The organism is Streptomyces sp. NPDC001709, assembly GCF_053596375.1.
On the sequence record NZ_JBSFGB010000024.1, the window covers coordinates 13,067 to 32,188 of the forward strand.

The 19,122-nt window shown below is 71.2% G+C and carries 21 protein-coding genes; 8 read left to right on the forward strand and 13 right to left on the reverse strand.

Annotation, left to right across the window (positions count from 1 at the left end):
* Positions 1 to 34: 34 nt before the first annotated feature.
* Positions 35 to 1,312: a thymidine phosphorylase gene (locus tag ACWC0C_RS30260; protein ID WP_449195898.1), complete on the forward strand. Its 1,278-nt coding sequence runs from the start codon at positions 35 to 37 to the stop codon at positions 1,310 to 1,312.
* A 95-nt stretch (positions 1,313 to 1,407) separates the two neighbouring features.
* Positions 1,408 to 1,992: a Uma2 family endonuclease gene (locus ACWC0C_RS30265; RefSeq protein WP_450867204.1), complete on the forward strand. Its 585-nt coding sequence runs from the start codon at positions 1,408 to 1,410 to the stop codon at positions 1,990 to 1,992.
* A gap of 7 nt (positions 1,993 to 1,999) precedes the next feature.
* On the opposite strand, the gene ACWC0C_RS30270 is transcribed toward ACWC0C_RS30265, so the two are convergent.
* Complete coding sequence (locus tag ACWC0C_RS30270) at positions 2,000 to 2,920, reverse strand: AEC family transporter (protein WP_449195861.1); 921 nt, start codon at positions 2,918 to 2,920, stop codon at positions 2,000 to 2,002.
* A gap of 98 nt (positions 2,921 to 3,018) precedes the next feature.
* On the opposite strand from ACWC0C_RS30270, the gene ACWC0C_RS30275 reads away from it, so the two are divergent.
* Positions 3,019 to 3,405 (forward strand): STAS domain-containing protein, encoded by a 387-nt coding sequence (locus ACWC0C_RS30275; RefSeq protein WP_449195860.1) that lies wholly within the window; start codon positions 3,019 to 3,021, stop codon positions 3,403 to 3,405.
* Here the strand turns inward: ACWC0C_RS30275 and ACWC0C_RS30280 are convergent.
* Positions 3,289 to 4,302, reverse strand: a complete 1,014-nt coding sequence (locus ACWC0C_RS30280) for a sigma-70 family RNA polymerase sigma factor (RefSeq protein WP_450867205.1) — start codon at positions 4,300 to 4,302, stop codon at positions 3,289 to 3,291. The genes ACWC0C_RS30275 and ACWC0C_RS30280 overlap by 117 nt on opposite strands.
* Positions 4,303 to 4,433: 131 nt before the next feature.
* On the reverse strand, positions 4,434 to 5,714 hold the full coding sequence (locus ACWC0C_RS30285; RefSeq protein WP_450867207.1) for an MFS transporter: 1,281 nt from the start codon (positions 5,712 to 5,714) through the stop codon (positions 4,434 to 4,436).
* A gap of 62 nt (positions 5,715 to 5,776) precedes the next feature.
* On the opposite strand from ACWC0C_RS30285, the gene ACWC0C_RS30290 reads away from it, so the two are divergent.
* Positions 5,777 to 6,739 carry a LysR substrate-binding domain-containing protein gene (locus ACWC0C_RS30290; RefSeq protein WP_450867209.1) on the forward strand — a complete coding sequence of 321 codons (963 nt, stop codon included), beginning with the start codon at positions 5,777 to 5,779 and terminating at the stop codon, positions 6,737 to 6,739.
* Between the two features lie 41 nt (positions 6,740 to 6,780).
* Here the strand turns inward: ACWC0C_RS30290 and ACWC0C_RS30295 are convergent, their stop codons facing one another.
* On the reverse strand, positions 6,781 to 7,542 hold the full coding sequence (locus tag ACWC0C_RS30295; protein WP_449195856.1) for an alpha/beta hydrolase family protein: 762 nt from the start codon (positions 7,540 to 7,542) through the stop codon (positions 6,781 to 6,783).
* A 134-nt stretch (positions 7,543 to 7,676) separates the two neighbouring features.
* On the opposite strand from ACWC0C_RS30295, the gene ACWC0C_RS30300 reads away from it, so the two are divergent.
* Together ACWC0C_RS30300 and ACWC0C_RS30305 are read left to right on the forward strand one after the other, a co-directional pair.
* Positions 7,677 to 8,825 carry an adenosine deaminase gene (locus ACWC0C_RS30300; RefSeq protein WP_449195855.1) on the forward strand — a complete coding sequence of 383 codons (1,149 nt, stop codon included), beginning with the start codon at positions 7,677 to 7,679 and terminating at the stop codon, positions 8,823 to 8,825.
* Between the two features lie 190 nt (positions 8,826 to 9,015).
* Positions 9,016 to 9,405: an ATP-binding protein gene (locus ACWC0C_RS30305; RefSeq protein ID WP_449195854.1), complete on the forward strand. Its 390-nt coding sequence runs from the start codon at positions 9,016 to 9,018 to the stop codon at positions 9,403 to 9,405.
* Positions 9,406 to 9,482: 77 nt separating this feature from the next.
* On the opposite strand, the gene ACWC0C_RS30310 is transcribed toward ACWC0C_RS30305, so the two are convergent.
* From ACWC0C_RS30310 to afsQ1, 5 genes are all read right to left on the reverse strand, one after another.
* Positions 9,483 to 9,683, reverse strand: coding sequence for a PspC domain-containing protein (locus ACWC0C_RS30310; protein ID WP_076087760.1), 201 nt, complete (start codon positions 9,681 to 9,683; stop codon positions 9,483 to 9,485).
* 80 nt (positions 9,684 to 9,763) lie between these two features.
* Positions 9,764 to 10,324, reverse strand: a complete 561-nt coding sequence (locus tag ACWC0C_RS30315; protein WP_450867211.1) for a VanZ family protein — start codon at positions 10,322 to 10,324, stop codon at positions 9,764 to 9,766.
* 170 nt (positions 10,325 to 10,494) lie between these two features.
* Complete coding sequence (locus tag ACWC0C_RS30320) at positions 10,495 to 11,112, reverse strand: hypothetical protein (protein ID WP_449195852.1); 618 nt, start codon at positions 11,110 to 11,112, stop codon at positions 10,495 to 10,497.
* Entirely contained in the window at positions 11,112 to 12,743 is a 1,632-nt protein-coding gene (locus ACWC0C_RS30325) for an ATP-binding protein (protein WP_449195851.1), read from the reverse strand. The genes ACWC0C_RS30320 and ACWC0C_RS30325 overlap by 1 nt, the downstream gene beginning before the upstream one ends.
* Entirely contained in the window at positions 12,740 to 13,417 is a 678-nt protein-coding gene (gene afsQ1, locus ACWC0C_RS30330; protein ID WP_449195850.1) for a two-component system response regulator AfsQ1, read from the reverse strand. The genes ACWC0C_RS30325 and afsQ1 overlap by 4 nt, the downstream gene beginning before the upstream one ends.
* Before the next feature lie 240 nt (positions 13,418 to 13,657).
* Between afsQ1 and ACWC0C_RS30335 the strand changes: the two genes are divergently transcribed.
* Entirely contained in the window at positions 13,658 to 14,398 is a 741-nt protein-coding gene (locus ACWC0C_RS30335) for a SigE family RNA polymerase sigma factor (RefSeq protein ID WP_449195849.1), read from the forward strand.
* 180 nt (positions 14,399 to 14,578) lie between these two features.
* Here the strand turns inward: ACWC0C_RS30335 and ACWC0C_RS30340 are convergent, their stop codons facing one another.
* Entirely contained in the window at positions 14,579 to 15,214 is a 636-nt protein-coding gene (locus tag ACWC0C_RS30340) for a uridine kinase family protein (protein WP_450867213.1), read from the reverse strand.
* Between the two features lie 125 nt (positions 15,215 to 15,339).
* On the opposite strand from ACWC0C_RS30340, the gene ACWC0C_RS30345 reads away from it, so the two are divergent.
* Positions 15,340 to 15,711: a hypothetical protein gene (locus tag ACWC0C_RS30345; RefSeq protein WP_449195847.1), complete on the forward strand. Its 372-nt coding sequence runs from the start codon at positions 15,340 to 15,342 to the stop codon at positions 15,709 to 15,711.
* A 103-nt stretch (positions 15,712 to 15,814) separates the two neighbouring features.
* On the opposite strand, the gene ACWC0C_RS30350 is transcribed toward ACWC0C_RS30345, so the two are convergent.
* Genes ACWC0C_RS30350 through deoC form a run of 3 tightly spaced genes read right to left on the reverse strand, consistent with a single transcriptional unit; the run spans position 15,815 to position 19,120 of the window.
* On the reverse strand, positions 15,815 to 16,702 hold the full coding sequence (locus ACWC0C_RS30350; RefSeq protein ID WP_450867215.1) for an aldehyde dehydrogenase family protein: 888 nt from the start codon (positions 16,700 to 16,702) through the stop codon (positions 15,815 to 15,817).
* The gene (locus ACWC0C_RS30355) at positions 16,695 to 18,155 is read right to left on the reverse strand and encodes an aldehyde dehydrogenase family protein (RefSeq protein ID WP_450867217.1); all 1,461 of its coding nucleotides are present in this window, start codon (positions 18,153 to 18,155) and stop codon (positions 16,695 to 16,697) included. The genes ACWC0C_RS30350 and ACWC0C_RS30355 overlap by 8 nt, the downstream gene beginning before the upstream one ends.
* A 5-nt stretch (positions 18,156 to 18,160) precedes the next feature.
* Positions 18,161 to 19,120 (reverse strand): deoxyribose-phosphate aldolase, encoded by a 960-nt coding sequence (deoC, locus tag ACWC0C_RS30360; protein ID WP_450867335.1) that lies wholly within the window; start codon positions 19,118 to 19,120, stop codon positions 18,161 to 18,163.
* Between the last annotated feature and the right edge of the window lie 2 nt (positions 19,121 to 19,122).

The following is a 19,122-nucleotide window of genomic DNA, read 5'->3' on the forward strand; positions in this document are numbered from 1 at the left end:
GCACCTCCCGGAAGGAACCACACCCGCCATGGCCATGGACGCCATCTCCGTGATCCGCACCAAGCGGGACCGCGGCGAGCTGACCGACGAGCAGATCGACTGGGTCATCGACGCGTACACCCGCGGCGAGGTCGCCGACGAGCAGATGTCCGCGCTCGCCATGGCGATCCTGCTCAACGGCATGAACCGGCGCGAGATCGCCACCTGGACGGCGGCCATGATCGCCTCCGGCGAGCGCATGGACTTCTCGTCGCTGTCCCGCCCGACGGCGGACAAGCACTCGACGGGCGGCGTGGGCGACAAGATCACGCTGCCTCTGGCGCCGCTCGTGGCCGCGTGCGGGGCTGCCGTCCCGCAGCTCTCGGGCCGGGGCCTCGGCCACACCGGCGGCACGCTGGACAAGCTGGAGTCGATCCCGGGCTGGCGCGCGCTGCTCTCCAACGAGGAGATGCTGAACGTCCTGGACACGACGGGCGCGGTGATCTGCGCGGCGGGCGACGGCCTGGCCCCGGCGGACAAGAAGCTGTACGCGCTGCGGGACGTGACGGGAACGGTGGAGGCGATCCCGCTCATCGCTTCCTCGATCATGTCGAAGAAGATCGCCGAGGGCACGGGCTCCCTGGTGCTGGACGTCAAGGTCGGCACGGGCGCGTTCATGAAGACGATCGAGGACGCCCGCGAACTGGCGACCACGATGGTCGGCCTCGGCACCGACCACGGCGTGAAGACGGTCGCGCTCCTGACGGACATGTCGACCCCGCTGGGCCTGACGGCCGGCAACGCGCTGGAGGTCCGCGAGTCGGTGGAGGTCCTGGCGGGCGGCGGCCCGGCGGACGTGGTCGAGCTGACGCTGGCTCTGGCGCGCGAGATGCTGGAGGCGGCCGGGGTGAAGGACGCCGACCCGGCGAAGGCCCTGGCCGACGGCTCGGCGATGGACGTCTGGCGCCGGATGATCGCGGCCCAGGGCGGCGACCCGGACGCGGTGCTGCCCACGTCGAAGGAACAGCACGTCATCAAGGCGCCGTCCTCCGGTGTGCTGACCCGCCTCGACGCGTACGACATCGGCGTCGCGGCCTGGCGCCTGGGCGCGGGGCGTGCGCGCAAGGAGGACCCGGTGCAGGCGGGCGCGGGCGTGGAGATGCACGCCAAGCCGGGAGACACGGTGACCGAGGGCCAGCCCCTCCTCACCCTCCACACGGACACCCCCGAGCGCTTCGAGTACGCGCTGCAGGCGGTGGAGGGCTCGTACGACATCGCGGCACCGGGCACGGACTTCCAGGCGACGCCGGTGGTGCTGGAACGTATCGCCTGACCAGGGGATTTCTCTTTTGAGTGAACGGGACCGGTGGACCGCCGCCGGTCCCGTTCGGCATGCTGGGATCGGTGACGCACCGATAGGAGACCGCCATGAGCGCACTCACCGTGAGCCAGGACCCCGACCAGAACTGGGACGACCTCGTCCGGTACTGGGAGGAGATGGAATGGCCCGAGGGCAGCAAGGTGGAGATCATCGAGGGGATCATCACCGTGTCACCCACTCCCGCGTTCCGCCACAACGTGATCGCGGCCCGCATCCAGCGTCGCCTCTACTCCGTGATCCCTGAGGACTGGGAGATCTTCCAGACCCAGTCGATCGCCGTACCGTCACGGCTGGGCATGCTCATCCCGGACCTGCTGGTGACACCGGTGCAAGAGCCTCCGGAGACGGACTCCTACATCCCCGCAGCCCTCGCCGAACTCGTCGTCGAGGTGACCTCCAGGTCCAACGCGCGCCACGACCGCGTCAGCAAGGCCGCCGCATACGCCACCGCCGGGATCCCGCTCTACCTCCTTATCGACCGCTGGGCACCCGGAGGCCCCACCGCCACCCTCTACGGGGAGCCGAAGGGCGATGTCTACCGGGTCCTCAGCGCCGTGAAGTTCGGCGACCCCATCAAGCTCCCGGCACCGTTCGACATCACGATCGACACCAGCGAGTTCCCCGTCGACTGACCCGGCGTCACCCCAACACCGCCGCCACCCCCACCAACACCGGCACCGAAACCACCGTCGACAGCAGGATCGACTCGCGGGCCAGGCCCTCGGCCACGCGGTAGCGGCTGGCATAGGTGAAGAGGTTCTGGGCGGCCGGGAGGGCCGAGGTCACCACCACATCCAGCAGGGGCCCGCCGTGCAGGCCGAAGACGGCCGTCGCCAGCGCCCATGCCGCCAGTGGCTGGCCCACTGACTTCAACACCACGGACAACAGGACCAGTTGGCGGTCCCGGCCCCGGCCGGGGGCCGAACTGCCGTGCAGGGACATGCCGAAGGCCAGCAGGGCCGCCGGGACGGACATGTTGCCGATCAGGGTGAGGGGATTCATCAGCGGGCCGGGGATCGTCCAGCCCGCCGCCGACACCACGACCCCCGACAGCGAGCCCACCGCTATCGGATTCCGCAGCGGTGTGAGCAGGCGCCGCCACACCGTGCCCTTCTCGCCCATGCCGGACAGGTCCAGGACCGTCAGCGCGACCGGCGTCACCAGGACCACCTGGAAGAGCAGCACCGGTGCCACCAGGGACGCGTCGCCCAGGACGTACGCGGCGATCGGGATGCCGAGGTTGCCCGAGTTGACGTAACCGGAGCACAGGGCGCCGATCGTCGTACGGCCCACGCCCCAGCGGCGGACCGTGCCGATCGCCACGAAGAAACCGGCTACCGCCGCCGTGCTGAGCGCCGTCACCAGCAGCCGTGCCGAGAAGAGCACCGACAGGTCGGCGCGTGCCAGCGTCGTGAAGAGGAGCGCGGGACCGGCCACCGTGAAGGCCAGCCGCGTCAGCACCTCGCCACCCTGCGCGCCGAGCGTCCCGCGCCGCCCGAGCCCATAGCCCACCCCGATGACCACCGCGATCACCGCGAACCCGCTCAGCACCCCCGTCACACGCCCAACCCTCCGAGGAGGAGCGGGAACTGGTCAATGTGATCTGTGCCGATGGTGATCCGGGCCGATGGTGATCCGCGCCGTGGTGATCTTCGTCGATGAGTTCCGCCCGCCCCGCCGGTCTACCGTACGTGGACGCCAAGGAACCCGCCGTGCTCGTGCTGCCCGGCCCCGTCACCCGGGACGAGGTGGCGGGACTGTGCGACCAGGTGCGCGTGCTGCTGGCGGGGAGCGGGGGCCGGGTCGTCGTATGCGATGCGGGCGGGCTCGGGCCCCCGGGGCTGGCCGTCGTGGATCTGCTGGCGCGGCTGGAACTGGCCGCCCGCCGGGCCGGCGGGCGGATCCTGCTCCGGGATCCCGACCCGGCGCTACTCGCCCTGCTCGACCTCGTCGGGCTCCGCTTCCAGGTGGAGGGGCAGGTCGAAGAGGGGGAACCAGCGCTTGGAGTCGAGGAAGCAGTGGAAACCGGTGATCCGGCCGTCTGACAGCTCCAGCACCTGCACGGCCCAGGGGCTGAAGCCGCCTCTCTCCTCGTCCGGCTTGTAGTGCGCGAACCCCGGCAGGCCGTTGACCTGTACCGGAAGCAGCCGGGAGCCGGCACAGGACGCGCCGAGGGTGGTCATGAAACCGGTGATGTCGGACGGGCCGCGCAGCCACAGGTCGAACGGCGGCATCGTCATGATCGCGTCCTCGTGGAGCAACGCCGTCAGCGCCGTCATGTCGTAGCCCTCGAAGGCCTTCACATAGCGCTCGAGCAGCTTCTGCTGCCCCTCGTCCAGCGGGTCCGAGACCGCGCCTTCGGGGCCCGCGTCCGCGCGCTCGGCGAGTGTGGCCCGCGCCCGCTGCAGCGCGCTGTTGACCGAGGCGACCGTGGTGTCCAGCAGCTCGGCGACCTCGCTCGCCTTCCACGCCAGCACCTCGCGCAGGATCAGCACCGCCCGCTGCTTGGGCGGCAGTTGCTGCAGGGCCGCCATGAAGGCCAGCCGGACCGACTCCTTCGCGACGGCGGCCTCCGCCGGGTCGTCGACCGTCGGCAGCACCCGCGCGTCCGGCATCGGCTCCAGCCAGGTGCTGTCCGGGCGGGGCGCCAGGGCCGCCTGGGCCAGCGGTGTCGAATCCGTGAGGTCCATCGGCCGCGCCCGCTTGTTGCCCGCCGTCAGCATGTCCAGGCACACGTTCGTCGCGATCCGGTACAGCCATGAACGCAGCGAGGAGCGGCCCTCGAACTTCTCGTAACTCCGCCAGGCCCGCACCAGGGTGTCCTGCACCGCGTCCTCGGCCTCGAAGGAGGAGCCGAGCATCCGGTAGCAGTACCCGGTCAGCTCGGTCCGGTGCTTTTCCAGTGCGACGTCGAGTTCCGGCGTCGCTGTGCTGTTGCCCATCGTCCACCCACCCCTGTGGCCGTTCCCGTGGCGCACCTTCGCGCCACTTGGGAAGCTACCGCAGGGGACTGACAATGGCCCCTCGGGTACGAAAAGGCGCAGGTCGAAGGGGTGCCCCCGGTCAGAGCGCCTCAGTGAGCGTGCGCCACGAGTGTGCGCCGGGCCGCCACGGAGCCGAGGACCGTGATCGTCACGACGCCGACGATCGCCAGCAGGCCGACCCCCACCGTGCCGCCCCAGCCGTCCGCGTGGAAGGCCATCGCGCCGATCGTGCTGCCGGCGCTGGAGCCGATGTAGTACGTCGACTGGTACAGCGCCGAAGCCTGGGCGCGGCCGTGCGTGGCCGTCTTGCTGACCGCCGAGGAGGCCACCGCGTGGCCCGCGAAGAAGCCCGCCGTGATCAGTACCAGGCCCAGCAGCACCAGCGGCAGCGTGGGGGCCAGCGAGAGCAGCAGGCCCGTGGCCGTCGTACCGCCCGCCAGGTACAGCGCGCCCCGGCGGCCGAGCCGGCCCACCAGCCGGCCCGCCGTGGACGCCGACACCGTACCCACCAGGTAGACCAGGAAGATCGAGCCGATGATGCCCTGCGGCAACCCGAACGGCGCACCCGTCAGCCGGTAGCCGATCACCGTGTACACACCGCCGAACACCGTCATGAACAGCGCGCCGATCGCGTACAGGCGCCGCAGCAGCGGGTTGGCGAGGTGGTCGCGGACCGTGCCGAGCAGCACCCGGGGCCGCAGCGAGCCCGCCTTGAAGTGCTGCGGCGCCGGCAGCAGCAGCCGGAAGGCGATCGCGCAGGCCACCGCGATCACGCCGATCACGCCGACCGCGACCCGCCAGCCCCACTCCTGGGCCACCCAGCCGGTGATCACCCGGCCGCTCATACCGCCGACGCTGTTGCCCGCGACGAACAGGCCGATCGCCGTGACCAGCGCCTTGGGCCGGACCTCCTCGGCCAGATAGGCCTGCGCCGAGGCCGGCAGACCGGCCAGCGCCGTCCCCTGCACCGCCCGCAGCACCACCAGCGCGCCGATCGACGGCGCGAACGGCACCAGCAGTCCGACGGTGACCGCGACGGCCAGCGAGGCCGTCATCACCGTACGGCGGCCGTAGCGCTCCGACAGGGCGCTCATCGGCAGGACGAACAGCGCCAGTCCGCCGGTCGCGGCCGCCACGGTCCAGCTCGCCTCGCTCGCCGCGACGCCGAACTCGCCGGAGATCAGCGGCAGCAGGGCCTGCGTGGAGTACAGGAGGGCGAAGGTCGCGACTCCGGCGAGGAAGAGGGCGAGGCTCATCCGGCGGTAGCCGGGGCCGCCCGGAGTCATACGGGAGTCGGCAGCGGAGTCGGCGACGGGGACGGACGATACGGCGCCCACGATGGTGGACGCCCCGGTACTGGCGGGAGACATGCTTCGACCGTATGGACCGGCCACTCATCCGTCCAATGCATGGAATGGCCATAATCGTTCCCATGGCGCATCAGCAGAGTTCACAGGCTCGACTGTCATCGAACAGTGACACACAAGACATGTCTGCAATGTCGAGGGTGCTCGCTCCCCGCCTCGCCTACTTCGCCGGTGTGGCCCGCACCGAGCACGTGACCAGGGCCGCCCACGAGATGGACGTCCCGCAGTCCACCCTCTCCCGCGCGATGGCCCGCCTGGAGCAGGACCTGGGCGTCGACCTGTTCGCCCGCCACGGCCGCACGGTCTCCCTGACCACCGCCGGCCGCACCTTCCTCGCCTCCGTCGAACGCGCCCTCGCCGAGATCGAGCGGGCCGCCGAGGAGGTGCGCGCCGACGCCGACCCGGCCACCGGCAAGGTCGCCTTCGGTTTCCTGCACACCATGGGCGCCGAGACCGTGCCCGGGCTCCTCCACGCCTTCCGCGCCGACCACCCGCGCGTCCGCTTCAGCCTGGTCCAGAACTACGGCGAGGCCATGCTGGAACGCCTGCGCGCCGGCGAGCTGGACCTCTGCCTGACCTCCCCGGTGCCGGACGCCCCGGACCTGGTGGCCCGCCGACTGGACGAGCAGAAACTCCGCCTGGTCGTCCCCGCCGACCACCGTCTGGCCACCCGCCGCCGCATCCGCCTCGCCGAAGCCGCCGACGAAACCTTCGTCAGCCTGGAGCCCGGCTACGGCTTGCGCCGGATCTTCGACTCCCTGTGCCAAGAGGCCGGTTTCCGCCCCAAGGTCGCCTTCGAGGGCGAGGAGGCCGAGACCCTGCGGGGCCTGGTGGCCGCCGGGCTGGGCGTCGCCCTCCTCCCTCCGCCCACGGTGCCCCGCCCGGGCGTGGTCGAACTGACGGTCACGGCCCCACGGGCGGCCCGTGAAATCGGCGTGGCGTGGCTGGCGGACCGCCCGGACACCCCGCCGGTGGCCGCCTTCAAGAAGTTCCTGCTCTCACGAAGGGGCAACCTACTGCCGGCCTAAGGGCGATACCCGCCCCCGAAGACGGCAGATCCCCTCGAGTCCTACCGCTTCAAAGACCGCCCGAAGCCCACGGCCAACGGCATCCTCAAACCGATAGGCGGCGGAGCGGCAAGCGCATCCTCGACGGGGCGCGACACAGAGTGCCCGAACAACGCCCCCATCGTGAAGTCAACAGCCAGGCAGCCCACTTCATCCCGGTGACCATTAAATCCGTGGTCATCGGAATGCACTTCGAACCGGCACACCTCCCGATTCGTCTTCTTGGCCCGCGCGGCGAACCGGAACGACAACTCAGGATCGGTCCGTTCGTCATTCGTGCCGTGCACGATCAACACCCGCCGCCCCGCCAACTGCTTCACCGGCTCGGCGGGCGCGGCCACATCCTCCTCGGGCAGCCAAGGGGCCAGCGCCACAATGGAGTTGACGGCCTCGTGCCCGCCCGCCCGCAGCGCCGCCCGTCCGCCCATGTCCACCCCGACCAGGCACACGGGAACGTCTCCGTACCGTCGTACGACCTCGTCGGCCGCCCACTCCGCGTCCACCGCGAGGTGGGCCTCGCTGCCGTTCCAGCCCCGATAGCGGTAGTGGACGGTATGGACAGCCAGCCCTTCCGCCCGCCCCGCGCGGGCGAACCGGCGGCTCAGCGAGCGCAGCGTGACCGTCGCCCATACGGGGGACGGCCTGCGGGCGGAGACCTCCTCCCCGCCGGGGAGCAGCAGCACCGCTCCGCTCACCGCCGTCGGCAACGGGCCGACCGCCTTTCCCAGCCCGGCCGTTCGGGCCGTTGTCGCTTGCTGTCCCATGACAGAACAGTGTCAGAAGAGGCGGTGGACGAAACCCGTACGTGCGGTCACCGTTGCGTATCGACGGAAAAGTGCCCGGAAGCAACCGCCGCGTTCACCGGGCTCTCTACGCGCGTAGGCGTTAGAGTGCGGAAATGACGAGCCAGACTGCACCGACCGGGACCGTCCCGGCGAGTGTCCCGGCGCAGATTCCGACGCCGGACCAGATCCGCCGGGCGCCCAAGGTTCTGCTGCACGATCACCTCGACGGCGGGCTCCGCCCCGGGACCGTCGTCGAACTCGCCCAGGAAGCGGGTTACTCGGAACTTCCCGAGACCGATCCGGACAAGCTGGGCCTCTGGTTCCGCGAGGCCGCCGACTCGGGCTCGCTGGAACGGTATCTGGAGACCTTCAAGCACACCGTTGGCGTGATGCAGACCCGGGAGGCGCTGGTCCGGGTCGCCCGGGAGTGCGCCGAGGACCTCGCCGAGGACGGGGTCGTCTACGCCGAGGTGCGGTACGCCCCCGAGCAGCACCTCGACCGGGGGCTCACCCTGGAAGAGGTCGTCGAGGCCGTCAACGAGGGGTTCCGGCAGGGCGAGCGGCTCGCCCGGGAGAACGGCCACCGCATCCGGGTCGGAGCCCTGCTGACCGCCATGCGGCACGCGGCCCGCTCCCTGGAGATCGCCGAACTCGCCAACCGCCACCGGGACTCCGGCGTGGTCGGCTTCGACATCGCCGGAGCCGAGGCCGGCTACCCGCCCACCCGGCACCTGGACGCCTTCGAGTACCTCAAGCGCGAGAACAACCACTTCACCATCCACGCCGGCGAAGCCTTCGGGCTGCCCTCCATCTGGCAGGCGCTGCAATGGTGCGGCGCCGACCGGCTCGGGCACGGGGTGCGGATCATCGACGACATCGAGGTCCACGAGGACGGCTCGGTCACGCTCGGCCGGCTGGCGTCCTACGTCCGCGACAAGCGCATCCCGCTGGAGCTCTGCCCCAGTTCCAACCTGCAGACCGGGGCGGCGCCCTCCTATGCCGAGCACCCGATCGGGCTGCTGCGCCGGCTGCACTTCCGGGCCACGGTGAACACCGACAACCGGCTGATGTCGCACACGAGCATGAGCCAGGAATTCGAGCATCTCGTCGAGGCCTTCGGCTACACCCTCGACGATCTCCAATGGTTCTCCGTCAATTCCATGAAATCGGCGTTCATTCCTTTCGATGAACGGCTTGCGATGATCAATGACGTCGTCAAGCCCGGATATGCGGAACTGAAATCCGAATGGCTGTTTCAGTAGACGGCCTCCACCAGGGCTTCTGATGGTTCTGCGAGGTGAGGGCGGTTCGTCGGGTTCCGGGTTGTGAACGGAGCGTTCACAACCCGTCCGCATTTCGGTGTTTGCGGCGGGCTATCCGGCGTGTTTACGGTCGTGGAACGTTCATCGTTTTTGTTCCCCCCGTCCCCTCGTTTTCAAGGACGCAATTACCATGAAGCATTCCGCCGCCAGGACCCTCGGTGTCGCCGCTCTCGGTGCCGCATTCGCCGCCCTCGGCGCGGGCGCGGCCAACGCGGCCCCGGCCGTCCCGAACGCGACCCCGGCGCTGGACAGCGTCACCCGGACGCTGCCGACCGAGAACACCGGCATGGCGCAGCCGGGTGCCGTCGACGCCCTCACCCGCGGGCAGGACGCCCTCAGCCGGGGGCAGAACGCCCTGGGGGCCGGGATGGCCGCCACGCAGCCGGCCGTCGAGAACGCGCTGGCGGGCGGGCCGACCGGGCCGATCCACAGCCGCCTCGGCGCACTGCCGACCCAGGGGCTGCCCACCCAGGGCCTGCCCACGCAGGGCCTGCCGGTGAAGGGGGTCTCGCTCGGCTGACGCCGATTGCCCTACGACGCCGTCGGGGCGCCCCGGTCCGGTGCGGGAGCGCCCCGGCGGCGTCTGTCGTACGGCGCTCACCAGGCGGTACGCGTCTTGTCCTCCGCCGGCAGCAGGATCCACAGCGCTATGTAGAGCAGGAACTGCGGGCCGGGCAGCAGGCAGGACAGCAGGAAGATCACCCGCATCGTCGTCGCGGAGGTGCCGAAGCGCCGGGCCAGCGCTGCGCACACTCCGCCGATCATGCGGCCGTGGGTGGGACGGGCAAGGGCGGTCATGACGGCTCCTCCGTGGTCGTCGATTCGCTGTCCTTCAGCTGTCTTCGACGGTACGGGGACGAAGCGGGCGAAGCGTCACTCTACGGAGCTATCCCGACCCTGGGAATCGTCGGGGTACGCCCCTGAGAAAGGTCCTCCTGGACGGGGGCGGGCCGCGCCTCGCCGTGGTCGCGCAGCTGCCGCCGCAGCCGGGCGCGGCCCGCGGGTACGACGAGGAGGTGGGCCAGGATCACGCCGGCGGTGTTGAGCAGCAGCGAGTCGACGTCCACCACCCTGCCGGGTACGCCGGTCTGCAGCAGGGCGATGCCGACGGAGATCAGGGCGCCCGCGGCGGTCGTACTGATCAGGGAGGCGAGCGGGGAGACGGTGAGCCTGCCGTGTGCCATCGGCAGCAGTACGCCCAGCGGGGCGAGCAGGGCCAGGCCCTCGCCGATGCGTCTGGCGGCCTGCGGCCAGCCCAGCGCCAGGTCGGCCCGGATGCCGGCCAGCGGGTGCACGTTGGCGGGTGTCACCCAGGGCACGTCCAGGGGTCGCAGCATCAGCCAGGCGACGAGGGCCAGGTGGGCGACGAGGAGGACACTCCCGGTCACCCGGATGCGGATCGCGGCGCTGCCGCCGCCGATGGAGCCTTGACGCTGCACGACCCCCTAGACGCAACCCCGGGCACGATCGGTTCCGCAGCGGAACCCTTTGGTTGCCGTGCGCTGTGGCCGGGCGGGGGGTCGGGTCGCCTCGCCGGCGCCGGCAGGGTGCCGCTTTCCGCGGGACGGGCGCCGCCCCGAGCGGCACGACTGCCCGCGGCGAAACCCCGCTACCTCCCCGCGACCACAGTGGACGGCGGCTCCGTGTTGCCCGGGCGGTCGCGGACGTCGGTCGTGCACTCGTAGCGGCGGAGGAGGCCGGTGGCGGGGCCGCCCAGGATGACCGAGCCGTCGCCCTCCGCCGCGCCGGAGTCGGAGAGGGTGCACACCAGCTGGGCCAGGGCGTAGGAGGTGAGCCGGGACGGGGCCGTGCTCAGGTGGAGCGTGTCCTCCGGGTCCCGCGGGCCGGGGCCGCTCACGGTGAGGCCGCCCGGCACGTACGTCGTGTAGCCCGCGGAGCGCTCCGCTGCCGAGGGCGGCGCGGCGAGCTGGTCCAGGAGGCCCTGCGCCACGATCACCCGGCGCCGTGCGTCCGGGGTGCCCTCCGGGACGGGTACCGTCCGGTCCACGGCCACCAGGGACGCCCCGCAGAGCAGGAAGACCTGCACGGGCACGCCCTGCGCGGACTGCGTGGCCCGGTCCGGGCCGGCCAGCGAGCACGGCACCCGGGAAGGCGCCGCCCCGAAGTCGGTCGGCACCTCCGTGGCCCGGATGCCGCAGCCGGACAGCAGCAGGCCCAGGAGGGGCAGCGCCAGCAGGCGCCCTACGGTCAGGCGTCGTACGGTCATCACCCCTCCCTTCCTGAATTTCCAGAGCTTCCCGTGCTTCCGGAGCTTCCCGTGTTTCCCGGATTCCCCGGCGCGTCCTGGCCGGTCTTCCCGCCCTCGTCCGTCTCCTCCGTCAGCCGGGAGGCGTCCCGCGGCAGCCGCAGCGTGAACACCGCGCCGCCGTCCGGCGAGTTGGCGGCGGTGATCTCGCCGCCGTGGATGTGGGCGTTCTCCATGGCGATGGACAGGCCCAGACCGCTGCCCTCGGACCGCGGCCGGGACGCGCTCGCCTTGTAGAAGCGGTCGAAGACGTGCGGCAGGACGTCCTCGGGGATGCCCGGCCCGTGGTCGCGGACCTGGATCACCACCGAGTCGTCCGCCGCCCGCACCGACACCCGTACCGGCGACCCGCCGTGCTTGAGCGCGTTGCCGATGAGGTTGGCGAGGATGACGTCCAGGCGGCGCGGATCGAGGCGGGCGTGCAGGCCGCGCTCGGCGTCCAGCTCGACCGCGTCCAGCCAGGCCCGGGCGTCGATGCAGGCGGTGATCTGGTCGGCGAGGTCGACGTCGTCCAGGACCAGCCGGGCGGTGCCCGCGTCGAAGCGGGTCACCTCCATCAGGTTCTCGACCAGGTTGTTCAGCCGGCGGGTCTCGCTCACCACCAGCCGGACCGCGGGCTCGATCATCGGGTCGATGCCGCCGGCCTCGGAGTCCAGCTCCTCCTCCAGCACCTCCGTCACCGCGGTGATCGCGGTCAGCGGCGTGCGCAGCTCATGGCTCATGTCGGCGACGAAGCGACGCGAGGCGTCGTCCCGCGCGGCCATCTCCGCGACCCGTTTCTCCAGCGCCTCGGCCGCGTTGTTGAACGTCCGGGACAGGTCGGCGAGTTCGTCGGTGCCGGACACCCGCAGCCGGGTGTCCAGCTTGCCCTCGCCCAGCCGCGCCGCGGCGACCCCCAGCCGGTGCACCGGCTTCAGTACGGTCGTGGCGGCGGCCTGCGCGAGCAGCGCGGCGCCGATCAGCGCGAGCCCGGTGGCGATGCCCAGCGACCAGGCCAGCGAGTTGAGGTCCTTCGCCTCCGGCTCCAGGGACTTCGCCATGTAGCCGGTCGGACCCCCGCCGATCACCCTCGTACCGGCCACCAGGTACGGCGTGCCGTGCTCCACGATCCGCTGCCAGTACAGGTGGTACGGCTCCTTGTTGGAGTCCGTCACCTTCTGCCGCTTGTCGACGGCCGCACGCAGCGACTTGGGCACGTCCTCCAGCGAGAAGCCGTTGATGCCGCCCGAGTTGCCGTACACCGTCCTGCCGTCGGGGCCCGACGCGACCAGGAGCACGCTGAAGTGCTGGCTGCTGGCCGCCATCTGGCCCGCCGCGCGCTGCAGCTGGTCCTGGGTGGGGTGCTCCGGCAGCGCGCCCGCGCGGTTCTGCATCTCCTGCCGGAAGTCGCGCAGCACCGCGTCCTGGGCACGGGTGAGCACCGCCTCCCGGTTCAGCCAGTAGGCGATGCCGGATGCCGACACGGCGGCCGTGAGGGCCACCAGTGCGAAGACGACGACCAGGCGCAGCCTGAGGCTGGTGAACCTGAGCCGCGACAGATTTCCCTTGCGCCCCGCGGCCCAGCCGCGCAGCCCCCCTTGCTTGTCGGTCACTGAGGAGTGTCCAGGCGGTAGCCGACACCACGGACGGTACGGATCAGGGTCGGCGACGACGGAACGTCCTCGACCTTGGCGCGCAGCCGCTGCACACACGCGTCCACCAGGCGCGAGTCGCCCAGGTAGTCGTGCTCCCACACCAGCCGCAGCAGCTGCTGGCGGGACAGCGCCTGACCGGGCCGCCGGCTCAGCTCCAGCAGCAGCCTGAGCTCGGTCGGGGTCAGCTGCAGATCCTCGCCGTTCTTCGTCACGGTCATCGCCGACCGGTCGATGACGAGGCCGCCGAACGTCGCCGAGTCGCTGGACTCGCGCTCCCCGCGCCGCAGCACGGCCCGGATCCGGGCGTCCAGCACCCGGCCCTGGACGGGTTTGACGACGTAGTCGTCGGCGCCGGACTCCAGCCCGACCACCACGTCGATGTCATCGCTGCGCGCGGTCAGCAGGATGATCGGCAGCTGGTCGGTGCGCCGGATGCGCCGGCACACCTCGAAGCCGTCGATGCCGGGCAGCATGACGTCCAGCACGATCAGGTCGGGCCGCTGTTCGCGCAGCAGCTTCAGACCGTCCTCACCGCTGGCAGCGGTCGACACCCGGTGTCCCTGGCGCGTCAGGGAGAGCTCCAGGGCCGTGCGGATGGCGTCGTCGTCCTCGATCAGCAACAGGGAAGGCACGGGCTCATTCTGGCCCATGGACGGCCTGTCGTACGACCCGCAGACACCGGGCCTTCCCTACCGCCACCATCTGTGCACTTCCTGTGACCGACCTGGCCCGGACCCCTGTGACAGCTCTGTGACAGTCGGCGGACACGGCCATGAAGTCGCCCCGGCAGTCTTTTGGGCACGGGCAGGACGGCCAGCCGAGCCGGCCCGGGCAGGACCGAACCACCGGAAGTCCACGACGGGGAGCGCGAGATGAACACGCTGCACAGCATCAGCACCAGCGCCGTAATCACGCGACTGCACGACGTGAACCGGGGTTCCGAGAAGTCCGGTGCCGTGAGCGGGCGGGGGTGCGCTCGCGGCGCCGGGCGTCAGCACACCGCGTACATGACGGTGGTTGACGCGCACACGGGGGACACGCACGGGGGAACGTCGTACAGGGAGGACTCGGGGGAGCAGCGCCGTTCCCTGACGGAGGCGGAGTTCACCGCCTACGTCCAGGAACGCCGCGCCTCCCTGTACGCCACCGCCTACCACCTGACCGGCGACCGCTTCGAGGCCGAGGACCTGCTGCAGAGCGCGCTGTTCTCGACGTACAAGGCGTGGGACCGGATCAGCGACAAGGCCGCGGTCGGCGGGTACCTCCGCCGCACCATGACCAACCTGCACATCAGCGCCTGGCGGCGCCGCAAGCTCAACGAGTACCCGACCGAGGAACTGCCGGAGACGCCCTCCGACACGGACGCGATGCGCGGCACCGAGCTGCGCGCGGTCCTGTGGCAGGCGCTGGCCCGGCTGCCCGAGCTCCAGCGCACCATGCTGGTCCTGCGCTACTACGAGGGCCGCACGGACCCGGAGATCGCGGAGATCCTCGACATCAGTGTCGGCACGGTGAAGTCCAGCATCTGGCGGTCGCTGCGCCGGCTGCGGGAGGACGAGGTCCTCAGCTTCGGCCGTGACGAGGAGGACGCCTTCGGCGAACTGGTCGCCTGAAGGTCAGGGGTCACTGGGGGGTGACCCGAGGGGGAGAACACGGGGGAACGGGGGACGGAAGGACCCCACCGGGGGATGGGGTCGACGGGGGAAACCGGGGAGGGGCAACGGGGGAGCGGAAGAAGCGGGGCTGGAGGGCCGGGGGGCCTGTCCAGTCCCGCTTTTCGCGTGGTACGACCCCTACGCCACCGTCTGCCGACGCGCCTGCCGCCCCGCCGCCGCGGCCGCCAGCCGCCCCAGCGCCTCGTCGCGGTCGCACGGATGCGCACCCAGCGACACCTGGCGGGCGACGATCGAGCGTTCCGCGCGCATCAGCCGCCAGCCGCGGCGCAGCAGGAACGGCACCGACTTGCGGCCCTCCTGCAGATCCCGCAGGAAGCGTCGGCGGAAGGTGGTGACCGGCCCGCGGCTCAGGCACAGCGCGTCCGCGAGCACGCCCAGTTCCCGGCAGCGCTCGACGATCTCCGCCGCGAAGATGCCCTCCGCGAGGAACAGCGGGGTACGCCCGATGTGCAGCGTCTCCTCGCCGGTACGGGCGCTCAGCGCGATGTCGTACACCGGCACCGGCGTCGAGCCCGTCGCGCACAGCCGGGCGATGGCCGCGACGGCGACCTCCGCGTCCCAGGACTCCGGGTGGTCCCAGTCGATGTCCGAACTCCCCTGCACCAGCGGCAGAGTCGGGTCGTCACCCTCCTTGTAGAAGTCGTCCAGGCGCAGGACGGGGAGCCCGGAACGGGCGGCGACGAGGGACTTGCCCGAGCCCGAGGGACCGCACAGCAGCACGACACGGGCGGGTGACGGGGGATGAATGCTCACGGAACACCAGTTTGACGCATGGCGGCCCGCCTGCCGACCCCGCGGGTCGGCTTTTGAGCGTGACTCCCGCCTCAACTACCCTTCGTGTCGACAGTTTCACCCTGAGTATCAGAAGGTGACCCCGCATGACACGACACGCGTCCCCCCTCAACCACACCGCGCGGCGCGCCCTGATCGTCCTCGCGACCGCCTCGGCGGCTCTGGGTGCGGGGGTGGCGACGGCATCCGCGGACGCCGCTCGCGTCCCGGACGTGCCCCGGCCCGCCTCGCTCGGCACGATGACCCCGCAGGCCGGCACCCAGGTGCCGGGGCTGACCAGCTACGCCGCGACCCCCGTCCAGGCCCTCCAGTACACCCCGCTCGGTCACCCGGTGGACACCGGCGATCTCTCCGGCCTGACCGGTCCGATCGCCCGGGCGAGTGCGTTCGGCGCCATGCCGGCGCTCGAAAAAGGGGTGGGGGGCGTGCTGGGCGGCCTGGGCGGGGCGGACGACTGACCGCGGACGGGAGAGCGGTGAACGGGACGAGAGAGCCGTGAACGAGAGAGCCGCGTCCTCCCCGGACGGGGGGAGGACGCGGCTCTCGGTCCGTAGGGCGGGCTCAGTAGGACGAGCCGGACGCGCCCAGCGACCCCGTCGGGTGCCAGACCGTCTTGGTCTCCAGGAACGCCGTCAGCCGGTCGGTGCCCGGCGTCTCGAAGTAATCCACAGCCTGTGGGCGGAGCACCCGCTTCAGATTGTCGGCCGCCGCGATCTCCAGCTCCTTCGCCAGCTCCTCGTCCGCCCCCGCGAGGTCGATCGCGTTGACGTCCTGGTGCGCGGCCAGCGGCGCCGCGAGCTCCGCCGTACGGCCGGACAGGACGTTGACCACGCCGCCCGGCACATCGGAGGTGGCCAGGACCTCGCCGAGGGAGAGGGCCGGCAGCGGGGCCTTCTCGGAGGCGATCACGATCGCCGTGTTGCCGGTGGCGATCACCGGGGCCACGACCGAGACCAGCCCGAGGAAGGACGACTCCTGCGGGGCCAGGACGGCCACGACGCCCGTCGGCTCCGGGGAGGAGAGGTTGAAGTACGGGCCCGCGACCGGGTTGGCGCCGCCGACCACCTGGGCGATCTTGTCGGTCCAGCCGGCGTACCAGACCCAGCGGTCGACGGCCGCGTCCACCACCGCGGCGGCCTTCGACTTCGACAGGCCCTCGGCGTCGGCCACTTCCCGGACGAACTGGTCCTTGCGGCCCTCCAGCATCTCCGCGACGCGGTAGAGGACCTGGCCGCGGTTGTACGCCGTCGCGCCGGACCAGCCGCCGAACGCCTTGCGCGCGGCGACCACCGCGTCACGGGCGTCCTTGCGGGAGGACTGGGGGGCGTTGGCCAGCCACTTGCCCTTCGAGTCGGTCACCTCGTACACCCGGCCGCTCTCGGAACGCGGGAACTTCCCGCCGACGTACAGCTTGTAGGTCTTGAACACCGACAGTCGTGCATCAGACATCGAGGTACGCCTCCAGGCCGTGGCGGCCGCCCTCGCGGCCGAAGCCCGACTCCTTGTAGCCGCCGAACGGCGAGGTCGGGTCGAACTTGTTGAACGTGTTGGACCAGACGACACCGGCGCGCAGCTTGTTCGCGACGGCGAGGATCCGCGAGCCCTTCTCGGTCCAGATGCCCGCCGACAGGCCGTACTGCGTGTTGTTCGCCTTGGCGACCGCCTCGTCCGGCGTGCGGAAGGTGAGGACCGACAGCACCGGGCCGAAGATCTCGTCGCGGGCGATGGTGTGCGCCTGGGTGACGTTCGTGAAGAGCGTCGGGGCGAACCAGTAGCCGGAGGAGGGCAGTTCACAGGCCGGGGACCAGCGCTCGGCGCCCTCCGCCTCGCCCCGGTCGGCGAGCGCGGTGATCCGGGCCAGCTGCTCGGCGGAGTTGATCGCGCCGATGTCGGTGTTCTTGTCCAGCGGGTCGCCGAGCCGGAGGGTCGAGAGCCTGCGCTTGAGGGAGTCGAGCAGCTCGTCCTGGACCGACTCCTGCACCAGCAGACGGCTGCCCGCGCAGCAGACCTGGCCCTGGTTGAAGAAGATGCCGGTGACGATGCCCTCGACGGCCTGGTCGATCGGGGCGTCGTCGAAGACGATGTTGGCGCCCTTGCCGCCCAGTTCGAGGGTGAGCTTCTTGCGGGTGCCGGCGACGGTCCGCGCGATTTCCTTGCCCACGGCGGTGGAGCCGGTGAACGCCACCTTGTTGACGTCCGGGTGCGCGACGAGCGCGGCGCCCGCGTCGCCGTAGCCCGGAAGGATGTTGACGACACCCCTGGGCAGGCCGGCCTGGCGGCAGATGTCCGCGAAGAAGAGCGCGGAGAGGGGGGTCGTCTCGGCGGGCTTGAGCACCACCGTGTTGCCGGTCGCGAGGGCCGGGGCGATCTTCCACGCCAGCATCAGCAGCGGGAAGTTCCAGGGGATGACCTGGCCCGCCACGCCGAGCGGCCGCGGGTTCGCGCCGAAGCCGGCGTGGTCGAGCTTGTCGGCCCAGCCCGCGTAGTAGAAGAAGTGCGCGGCGACCAGGGGGAGGTCCGCGTCCCTCGTCTCCTTGATCGGCTTGCCGTTGTCCAGCGTCTCCAGGACGGCCAGCTCACGGCTGCGCTCCTGGATGATGCGGGCGATGCGGAACAGGTACTTGGCGCGCTCGGAGCCCGGCAGCGCCGACCACTTCTCGAAGGCCTTGCGGGCGGCCTTGACCGCGCGCTCGACGTCCTCGGCGCCTGCCTGGGCGACCTCGGAGAGGACCTCCTCGGTCGACGGGCTGACCGTCTTGAAGACCTTGCCGTCGGCCGCGTCGGCGAACTCACCGTCGATGAACAGGCCGTAGGAGGGGGCGATGTCGACGACCGAGCGGGACTCGGGCGCCGGGGCGTACTCGAATGCGGAAGACCGCTTTTCCGTGATCTTTTCGGTCATGGTGATCAGTCCACCGTCACGTAGTCGGGGCCGGAGTAGCGGCCGGTGGCCAGCTTCTGACGCTGCATCAGCAGGTCGTTCAGGAGCGAGGAGGCGCCGAAGCGGAACCAGTGGTTGTCCAGCCAGTCCTCGCCGGCCGTCTCGTTGACCAGGACGAGGAACTTGATCGCGTCCTTGGTGGTGCGGATGCCGCCGGCCGGCTTCACGCCGACCTGGATGCCGGTCTGGGCGCGGAAGTCCCGCACGGCCTCCAGCATCAGGAGGGTGTTGGCCGGGGTCGCGTTGACGGCAACCTTGCCGGTGGAGGTCTTGATGAAGTCGGCACCGGCCAGCATGCCGAGCCAGGAGGCGCGGCGGATGTTGTCGTACGTCGACAGCTCGCCGGTCTCGAAGATGACCTTCAGGCGGGCGCTGTCGCCGCAGGCCGCCTTCACGGCGACGATCTCGTCGTACACCTTCAGGTACTTGCCGGCGAGGAACGCGCCCCGGTCGATGACCATGTCGATCTCGTCGGCGCCCGCGGCGACGGCGTCACGGACGTCGGCCAGCTTCACGTCGAGGGCGGCGCGGCCGGCCGGGAAGGCGGTGGCGACCGAGGCGACCTTGACGCCGGAACCGGCGACGGCCTCCTTGGCGACGGCCACCATGTCGGGGTAGACGCAGACGGCCGCGGTCGTGGGGGTCGTCCGGTCCGTCGGGTCCGGGTGGACCGCCTTGGCGCCGAGCGCCCGGACCTTGCCCGGGGTGTCCGCGCCTTCCAGCGTCGTCAGGTCGACCATCGAGATGGCGAGGTCGATGGCGTACGCCTTCGCGGTGGTCTTGATGGAACGGGTGCCGAGAGACGCGGCGCGCGCCTCCAGGCCGACCGCGTCGACGCCGGGCAGCCCGTGCAGGAAGCGGCGCAGCGTGCTGTCGGACGCGGTGACGTCAGCGAGAGCGTGTGCTGTGGGTGCAGTGGTGGGCATGG